General features: G+C 70.9%; 7 protein-coding genes. 3 read left to right on the top strand and 4 right to left on the bottom strand.

The window, feature by feature from the left end:
* Positions 1–124 precede the first annotated feature (124 nt).
* Positions 125–547 carry a VOC family protein gene (locus AC3XYG_RS38275; RefSeq protein WP_489145148.1) on the top strand — a complete coding sequence of 141 codons (423 nt, stop codon included), beginning with the start codon at positions 125–127 and terminating at the stop codon, positions 545–547.
* Here AC3XYG_RS38275 and AC3XYG_RS38280 read toward each other — a convergent pair.
* Positions 541–1,002 carry a phosphatase PAP2 family protein gene (locus AC3XYG_RS38280; protein ID WP_489145149.1) on the bottom strand — a complete coding sequence of 154 codons (462 nt, stop codon included), beginning with the start codon at positions 1,000–1,002 and terminating at the stop codon, positions 541–543. The genes AC3XYG_RS38275 and AC3XYG_RS38280 overlap by 7 nt on opposite strands.
* Positions 1,003–1,200: 198 nt before the next feature.
* Here AC3XYG_RS38280 and AC3XYG_RS38285 point away from each other — a divergent pair, with 198 nt between their 5' ends.
* Positions 1,201–3,756 carry a penicillin-binding protein 1A gene (locus tag AC3XYG_RS38285; protein ID WP_489145150.1) on the top strand — a complete coding sequence of 852 codons (2,556 nt, stop codon included), beginning with the start codon at positions 1,201–1,203 and terminating at the stop codon, positions 3,754–3,756.
* A 24-nt stretch (positions 3,757–3,780) separates the two neighbouring features.
* On the opposite strand, the gene AC3XYG_RS38290 is transcribed toward AC3XYG_RS38285, so the two are convergent.
* The 3 genes from AC3XYG_RS38290 to gbd form a co-directional block, all read right to left on the bottom strand.
* Positions 3,781–4,308: an SH3 domain-containing protein gene (locus AC3XYG_RS38290; protein WP_489145151.1), complete on the bottom strand. Its 528-nt coding sequence runs from the start codon at positions 4,306–4,308 to the stop codon at positions 3,781–3,783.
* A gap of 56 nt (positions 4,309–4,364) precedes the next feature.
* The gene (locus tag AC3XYG_RS38295; protein WP_489145152.1) at positions 4,365–5,453 is read right to left on the bottom strand and encodes a P1 family peptidase; all 1,089 of its coding nucleotides are present in this window, start codon (positions 5,451–5,453) and stop codon (positions 4,365–4,367) included.
* Between the two features lie 232 nt (positions 5,454–5,685).
* Entirely contained in the window at positions 5,686–6,816 is a 1,131-nt protein-coding gene (gene gbd / locus AC3XYG_RS38300) for a 4-hydroxybutyrate dehydrogenase (protein WP_489145153.1), read from the bottom strand.
* A 163-nt stretch (positions 6,817–6,979) separates the two neighbouring features.
* On the opposite strand from gbd, the gene AC3XYG_RS38305 reads away from it, so the two are divergent.
* Positions 6,980–8,230: a Zn-dependent hydrolase gene (locus AC3XYG_RS38305; protein ID WP_489145154.1), complete on the top strand. Its 1,251-nt coding sequence runs from the start codon at positions 6,980–6,982 to the stop codon at positions 8,228–8,230.
* Positions 8,231–8,322: the final 92 nt, after the last annotated feature.

Genomic DNA, 8,322 nt, shown 5'->3' on the forward strand with positions numbered 1-8,322 from the left:
CGAGTTGCGCGACGTCCATGGCGAGGCCGTGGTCGTTTCAGCGCTGCCCGAAGCCCCGGCCGGCACCCGAATCGCCCGGGTCGATGTCGTTATCCGCCTCACGGACGTTTAGACGCCCCTTCCCATGACGGCCGCGCCACGCATCGACGGGCTGCTCGAGACCGCGCTGTATGTCGCCGATCTCGACCGCGCCACCGCCTTCTACGAGCAGATCTTGGCCCTGCGCGTCATGCTGCGCAGCCCCCGGCTGGTGGCGCTGGATGCCGGCCGGCAGGGCGTGCTGCTGCTGTTCCTGGCCGGCGCCACCTCCGCCGACCTGGTCGAGGCCGGCGGCACCATTCCGGGGCATGAGGGCGCCGGACGCCTGCACATGGCCTTCGCCATCCCCGCCGAGGATCTGGACGCCTGGCGCGCCCGCCTGGCCGATTCGGGCATCGCGCTGACCGGCGAGATGGCGTGGGGCGCCGGCGGCACCAGCCTGTATGTCGCCGACCCCGATGGCCATGTCATCGAGCTGGCGACGCCGGGGCTGTGGCCGAACTACTGAGGGCTTAGGGCCTGCCGCCATCGGGCCAGCGCGCCGGCAATGAGCACCGAGAGAACACCGAGCCCGAGCCCGACCGTCACGTCGCCCGGGGTGTGGCCGCCCCGCAGCATGACGCAGACCACGGCCAGAATGGTGAACGCCGCGACGACGGTACGCAGCCGCGGCCGGTCCTGGCCGATCAGCGCCGCCAGCGTCGTCACCAGCACCACGACCAGGGCGGAATGGCCGCTGGGCAGCACCACCCCCAGCCGCGCCGCCTGGTCCGGATAGCGTTCGACCACGATTCGCGCGGCGCCGACCGCGGCGACGGCGAAGGACACCGCGGCGAGGCTGAACACCGCCAGCCGCACCCGGTCCTGGGCCAGGGCCAGGGCGGCGACGATGATCTGCAGCGGCACCACGACGGACCACCAGCCCAGCAGCCCGATCGACAGCATCAGCACGACCGTCTTCATGCCGCAGCGCCGCCCTTGCTGAAGGAAGCAAGGCGCTGCAGGGCGCTGTCGCCTTCAAAAAGCCGAAGGCTTAGGCAAAATTGGACGCAAGCCATCCCGTGATCCCGCCCCCGCCGCATGGCACGGGCCTGCAGAAGGCGTTTCCGATTCGCCGCCCATATGGTTAGTAAGGGCGTCCTCGGCCGATGAACAGCACGCATGTCCGCCAGCTTCTCCGTTGCCGCCGTCCTCCTGAAGCTCCTGAGCACCGTCGCCGGGCCTGAGCTGCATTTGCCCGACGCCGGCCAGCTTGCCGCCTATCGCCCGCCGGAAACCACGCGGATTTACGCCGCGGATGGTTCGCTTCTGCGCGAGTACTATGTCGAGAATCGGGTGGTGGTGCCGATCGGCAGCCTGCCGCCCTATCTGGTGCAGGCCTTCATCTCGGCCGAAGATCAGAATTTCCGGCATCATCTCGGCGTCGACCCGGCCGGCTTGGCCCGGGCGGTGGTGGCCAATGTGCACAATCTGCGGAAGGGCCGGCGCCTCGAGGGCGGGTCGACCATCACCCAGCAGGTGGCCAAGAACCTGCTGCTGACCAACGAGGTCAGCGCGCTGCGCAAGATCCGCGAGCTGGTCCTGGCCTTCGAGATCGAGCACGACTTCTCCAAGGACCAGATCCTGGAGATGTACCTCAACGAGATCTATCTCGGCCGCGGCGCCTACGGCGTCGGCGCCGCCTCGGCCCGCTATTTCGGCAAGCCGCCGGCCGAGCTGTCGCTGTCCGAGGCGGCCTTCCTGGCGGCGCTGCCGAAGGCGCCGAACAACTACAACCCGGTGACCCGGCCCGACGCCGCCCGCGCCCGCCGCGACTACGTGCTCGACCGCATGGCCCAGGATGGCGCGATCACCACCGCCCAGGCGGCCGATGCCAAGGCGCAGCCGCTGGCCGTGCGCGCCCAGGCGCCGCTGGAAACCGTGCACGCCCCGTATTTCGCCGAGGAGGTCCGTCGGTCGCTGCGCAAGAGCTTCGGCAACGACCAGCTCTACAGCGGCGGCCTGACGGTGCGCACCACCCTGGACCCGCGGCTGCAGCGATTCGCCGACCAGGCGCTGCGCGCCGGGCTGGAGCGGTTCGACCGCAACCGCGGCTGGCGCGGCCCGATCGCCAACATCTCGGCCATGCTCGACCTGCCGGCTTCGGCCGAGGACGTGGCCCAGGCCGAAGCCGCGCAAGCGCCGCCTGAACCGGCGCCGCCGCAGCAGGGCCGGTTGCTGGGCGCCCTGTCGGCCATGGGCGTGCATCTGCCGGAGCAGAAGCCGGCCGTGGCCCCGACGGCCCCGCCGAAGGACCAGCGCCCGGTCTGGCAGCGTTTTCTGAACGGCATCGACCGCCCGGCCGAGATCGACGGCTGGAACCTGGCCGTGGTGCTGGATGTCGACCGCCAGGCCGCGACCATCGGGCTGGAGGACGGCAGCCGCGGCCGGATCGACCGCAGCGACATGGCCTGGGCCCGGCGGGTCGAGAATGGCCGCATGGGCCGCCAGGTGAACGGCGCCGACGATGTGCTGGCCAAGGGCGACGTGATCTGGGCGCTGCCGGCGACAGCCAAGGGCCCGACCGTGCAGGTCGCGGCCTATTCGCTGCGCCAGGTGCCGGAGGTGTCGGGCGCGCTGGTCGCGATCGATCCCTTCACCGGCAAGATCCTGGCGATGTCGGGCGGCTTCGACTTCTCGCTCAGCGAATTCAACCGCGCCACCCAGGCGCAGCGCCAGCCGGGATCGGCCTTCAAGCCCTTCGTCTACCTGTCGGCGCTGGAGCATGGCTACACCCCGTCCAGCCTGCTCTACGACACGCCGATCTCGGTTGACCAGGGTGAAGGCATCGCCCGCTATCGCCCGCGCAACTATGGCGGCGGCTTCCTCGGCCTGGCCACGCTGCGCTCCGGCGTCGAACGCTCGCGCAACGTCATGACCGTGCGCCTGCTGGTCGAGATGGGCATGCAGCCGGTCAAGGAGACGGCCGAGACCTTCGGCGTCTACAAGAACATGCCGCTGTACCCGTCGATGGGGCTGGGCGCCGGCGAGACCACGCCGCTGAAGCTGACCGCGGGCTATGCCATGATCGCCAATGGCGGCTATCGCATCAGCCCCTACATGATCGAACGGGTGCAGGACCGTGACGGCCGCAGCATGGCCCAGGGCACCGTGACCCCGGCCCGGCCGGACTGCGTGCCCTGCACCGGGACCTGGACCGGCCAGGGCGCGCCGGCCCAGCCGCTCGGGCAGCAGCTGGACGACCCGATCGCCAACTATCAGATGATCTCGATCCTGCAGGGCGTCACCCAGCGCGGCACCGCCGCCCGCCTCGCCGGGCTGGGCCTGCCGCTGGCCGGCAAGACCGGCACCACCAACGATTCGAACGACGCCTGGTTCGTCGGCTTCTCGCCGCATCTCGCGGTCGGCATCTTCGTCGGCTACGACAAGCCGCGCAGCCTCGGCGCCGGCGCCACCGGCGGGTCGATCGCCGTGCCGATCTTCAGCGATTTCATCAAGGACGCCCTGGCCGGGCAGGACCCGGGCAGCTTCGCGGTGCCGCCGGGCGTCAGCTTCGCCTATGTCGACCGCCGCAACGGCTACGCCGCCGAACCCGGCGGGTCGGATGTGATCATGGAAGCGTTCCGACCGGGCACCGAGCCCGGCCCGCCGCCGGTCACCGACACCTTCGGCGAGACCAGCCAGGACGCGCTGACGGGCACCGGCGGGCTGTACTGAGCCAGACGCCTCACCGGGCCTGACCTACTCGACCTTCTCGTCGGGATAGGCGCCCCAGAACGAGGCGCGGTGCATCCAGCCGCGATAGCCCTTGAGGTCGACATAGCACCAGTCGGCCTGGCCGCTGGGGACGGGGCAGCGCAGCAGCGCGCCGATCACCCCTGGCTCCGCCTTCGCCAGCAGGCCGGAGCCTTCGTTCGGCTCGTTGTAGATCGGCTGCTCGACCTTGCCGGTCACCACCAGGCTGCGGCGGCCGGTCAGCAGCGCCTGCTGCACCCAGCCTTCGATGCCTTCCCAGTCGCGCACCCGGCGCCAGGTGTCGAATTCGGCAATCACCTCGACCGGCAGGCCCTTCTTGCTGACCACCCATTCGATCGGATAGCGCGTGCCGGGCCCGGTGCGCAGGTTGACCTCGTCCGACTTCAGCGAGACGAATCGGGGAATCGGCAGCTTGGCCTCCGCCGCATCCGCCTGCCCGCAGGCCAGGGGCAGCAGGGCGAGGCCGAGCAGCAGAAGCGGGCGTGCGAGGAACGGGGCGATGGGTCGGCGCATGGGTCCCGGGGCCGTGGCGATCGATGCCGACACATGAATCCCGGGGGGCCGCGCCGTCAAGTGCGTCCGTAGCGTCGCATGATGTCGGGCAGCCGTTCGATCGGCAGCGCGTGGCTGACGCGGCCCTGCCGCCCGGCCATGGTTTCGGCGGCGCACAGCGAGTTCCAGATCGCCTCCTCCGTCGCCTCGACCACGGCGCCGAGCAGCGGCTGCAGCGCGAAATCGGGCAGCATGCGCAGGCCCTCGACCGGCAGCTTGCGGCTGGGGTCGGTGGCCTGGCCGAGATCGTTGCCGGTGGAAAAGGCGATGAAGACGTCGCCGCTGCCCGGCCAGCCGAGCCCGCCCGCCCGGGCCAGGCCGAGGCCGGCCCGCTGCGCCAGCCGCTTCAGCTGGTGCGGGAACAGCGGCGCGTCGGTCGCCACCACCACCAGGATCGAGCCGTCGACCTTGCGGCCGGTGAAGCAGCTGGGCACGTCGTCGGTCGGGATCTCGCGCCCGACCGGCACGCCGTCCAGCACCAGCCGCTCGCGGTCGCCGTAATTGGTCTGCACCAGGATGCCGACGGTCCATTCCTCGCCGCCGAGCGGCACCAGCCGCGACGCGGTGCCGGTGCCGGCCTTGAACTCATGCGCGTTGGTGCCGGTGCCGCCGCCGGCATTGCCTTCGCGGACCGGGTCGGCGGTGGCGGCCCGCAGCGCCTCCAGCGCATGATGCGGCCGCAGCACGAAGTTCTCGCTCTCCGACAGCCAGCCGTCATAGGTCTCCGACACCAGCGGCATCTTGAAGTCGGCGCCGGTGTCGAGTGTCATCTCGGCCTCGACCATGCCCTCATGCACCGCGCCGATCGAGAAGGTACCGGTCAGCGCCAGCGGGCCGCACAGCAGGCCGAATTCGTTGATCCAGGTCAGGCCGGTGACCTCGCTGTTGCCGTTCAGCACATGGCCGGCGGCGAACAGGTTGCGGCGCCAGATCGCGCCGTCCTGCGGCACGATGGCGGTGATGCCGGTGCGGATGATGTGCGGCGATTCCTCGACCAGCGTCACCTGGCCGACCAGGACGCCCGGCACGTCGGTGATGCCGTTCTTCGGGCCGGGCGGCAGCAGGCCGATCGAAATTCCCAGATCCCGCAACCTTGCGCGCGCCATCTCATCCTCGTCCCGATTCCGGGGGCCCGGGCCCCATGCCTTGGGTATCAGAGGGTGGCCGGCTGAATCTACACCCCGATTGGGGTGGAATGGCCGCCGGAGCGCAGACAAAAAATCGGGCCGACCCGATGGCCGGCCCGAGTTGAACAGGGAGGTTCATGCACGATGCGGACGTGCAGCCGTAAAACGTCTCGCCTATAGGGATGTTCCCGCGGGTGATTAGATTTTTTGCTCAGGCCCCGAGAGCGGCCAAAAACAGGGCATCGTAATCCGCCGAAGTGACCGGCCGGGCGTTGCTGGCGGTCGAATGATCGGCCACCGCCCCGGCCACCGCGCGCTCGCGATGCGCCTCGGTCACGCCCATCGCCCGCAGGCTTTTCGGCAGGCCGAGACGGACATTGAGATCCTCGATCGCGGCGGCAAGATCAGCCCCTTCGGCCAGGCCCATCGCCCGGGCCAGCCGGGCATATTTATCTCCCACATCAGGCGCGTTGAATCGCAGCACCGCCGGCAGGATCACCGCGTTCAGCGTGCCGTGATGCAGCACCGGGTCCGGGATGGCGCCGAGCGCATGCGACAGGCCGTGCACCGCGCCCAGCCCCTTCTGGAAGGTCAGGCCACCCTCCAGCGCCGCCATCATCATTTCCGACCGAGCCTCCAGATCAGCACCATTCGCCACCGCCCGCGGCAGGAAGCGCATCACCCGGCCGGCGCCATCCAGCGCGATGGCGTCGGCCGGCGGGTTATGGCGCGGCGACAGGAAGGTCTCGATGCAATGGGTCAGCGCATCCATGCCGGTGGCCGCGGTCAGCAGCCGCGGCAGGCCGACCGTCAGCTCGGGGTCGCAGATCGCCCGGGCGGGGATCAGGTGCGGGCTGATCAGTGCCAGCTTGCGGCCGTCGCGCAGGGTGATCAGGGCGCCGCGCCCGACCTCGCTGCCGGTGCCTGATGTGGTCGGCACCGCGACCAGCGGCGCCACCGGCCCGATGCGGCCGGCGCCGCCTTCGATCAGCGCATACTCGGCCAGGACGCCGGCATGGGTCGCGCGCAGCGCCACCGCCTTGGCCAGATCCATCGCCGACCCGCCGCCGAGCGCGACCAGCCCGTCGCAGACCCCATGCCGGAAGGCGTCGAACGCCACATCGACCGCCGCCTCCGTCGGGTTGGCCGGCGTCTCGGCGAACAGCGCATGCTCCGCCGGCAGCAGGGCGCGCACCCGGCCGAGCAGCGGCAGCGCCGCCAACCCGGGATCGGTGACCAGCAGCGGCTGGCGGATGCCGAGCTCGGCCAGTTCCTGCGGCAGCAGGTCGATCGCGCCCGATCCGAAGCGGGTCGTGGTGAGGTAGGTGATGGTGTCGGCCATGCGGTCCTCCCGGGCATTCGTCCGGCAAACCCTAGAGGATGCCGGGACACATCGGAAGCCATGCCCTGAAACGCGCAAAGCCTTTGCGCCGGGCGGGCAAATCCGCAAACCGATCGCCCAAGGGTCGCGATATCCTGCGGCCGCCACTGTCCCGGATCGCGCCATGACCGCCCCCATCATCGACCATGCCCGGCTGCTCGACCGGCTGCAGCGCCTGGGCCAGGTCGGCCGCGGCCCGTCGGGCGCGCTGGCCCGGCTGGCGGCAAGCGATGCCGACCGCGAGGGCCGCGACCTGCTGGCCGGCTGGATGCGCGAGGCCGGGCTGGAAGTGCGGGTCGACCGCATCGGCAACATCTTCGGCCTTTGGCCGGTGGCCGGCGATGCCGCACCGGGCGGGACCGGGCCGGACCCGGTGATGATCGGATCCCACATCGACAGCGTGATCGACGCCGGGATCTATGATGGCTGCTACGGCGTGCTGGCCGGGCTGGCCGTGGTCGAGGCATTGGGTGCGGCGGGCGTCACCCCGGTGCGGCCGATCGCCGTCGCCGCCTTCACCAATGAGGAAGGGGTGCGGTTCCAGCCCGACATGATGGGGTCGCTGGTCCATGCCGGCGGGCTGGACCTCGACACCGCTTTGGCCAGCATCGGCACCGACGGCGCGGTGCTGGGCGAGGAGCTGGCGCGCATCGGCTATGCCGGCGACTTGGCGCCCGGTTCGATCCGGCCATCCGCCTATCTGGAGCTGCACATCGAGCAGGGGCCGGTGCTGGAGGCGGCGGGGCTGACCATCGGCGCGGTCGATTCGCTGCAGGGCATCTCATGGCAGCGGGTGACGATCAACGGCACCGCCAACCATGCCGGCACGACGCCGATCGTCGCCCGCCGCGATGCCGGGCTGGCCGCGGCGCGGGTGATCGCCCATCTGCGCGACCGGGTGGCCGGCGCCAATGCCGGCACCCTGGCCACCGTCGGGTCGCTGCGCTTCGAACCCGACGCGATCAACGTGATCCCGTCACGCGCGGTCTTCACGGTCGATCTGCGCGACCCGGAAGAGGAGCGGCTGGCAGCGGCCGAGCACGCGCTCGCCGCCTTCCTCGACCGGCTGTCGGAGACGGAGGGGCTGACGATCGCGACGGAGCGGCTGGCCCGCTTCAGCCCGGTGCGGTTCGACCCCGGCCTGGCCGGGCTGATCGCCGAAGCGGCGGCGGCGCGCGGCCATGGCTGGCGGCGCATGACCTCCGGCGCCGGCCACGACGCCCAGATGATGGCCCGGATCGCGCCGGCGGCGATGATCTTCGTGCCCAGCCACGGCGGCATCAGCCACAACCCGGCCGAATTCACCGAACCCGGGCACCTCGCGGCCGGGGCGGAGGTGCTGCTCGACGTCGTGGCGCGGCTGGTGGAAGCCTGACGAGAGTCCGTCCCGGAAGTCGCTCCGGCGAGTCGGCTGGCGCGGTTTTCGAGAACCGGCGCGCAGCGGACTTAACGTCCGTGAGCACCGGA

Source organism: Inquilinus sp., assembly GCF_057815775.1.

What these genes read in the sequence shown, in the direction of transcription:
- gbd (WP_489145153.1), bottom strand. Translation starts at nt 6,816, where the DNA reads ATGGCCGACACCATCACCTACCTCACCACGACCCGCTTCGGATCGGGC.
- AC3XYG_RS38280 (WP_489145149.1), bottom strand. Translation starts at nt 1,002, where the DNA reads ATGAAGACGGTCGTGCTGATGCTGTCGATCGGGCTGCTGGGCTGGTGG.
- AC3XYG_RS38290 (WP_489145151.1), bottom strand. Translation starts at nt 4,308, where the DNA reads ATGCGCCGACCCATCGCCCCGTTCCTCGCACGCCCGCTTCTGCTGCTC.
- AC3XYG_RS38285 (WP_489145150.1), top strand. Translation starts at nt 1,201, where the DNA reads ATGTCCGCCAGCTTCTCCGTTGCCGCCGTCCTCCTGAAGCTCCTGAGC.
- AC3XYG_RS38295 (WP_489145152.1), bottom strand. Translation starts at nt 5,453, where the DNA reads ATGGCGCGCGCAAGGTTGCGGGATCTGGGAATTTCGATCGGCCTGCTG.
- AC3XYG_RS38305 (WP_489145154.1), top strand. Translation starts at nt 6,980, where the DNA reads ATGACCGCCCCCATCATCGACCATGCCCGGCTGCTCGACCGGCTGCAG.
- AC3XYG_RS38275 (WP_489145148.1), top strand. Translation starts at nt 125, where the DNA reads ATGACGGCCGCGCCACGCATCGACGGGCTGCTCGAGACCGCGCTGTAT.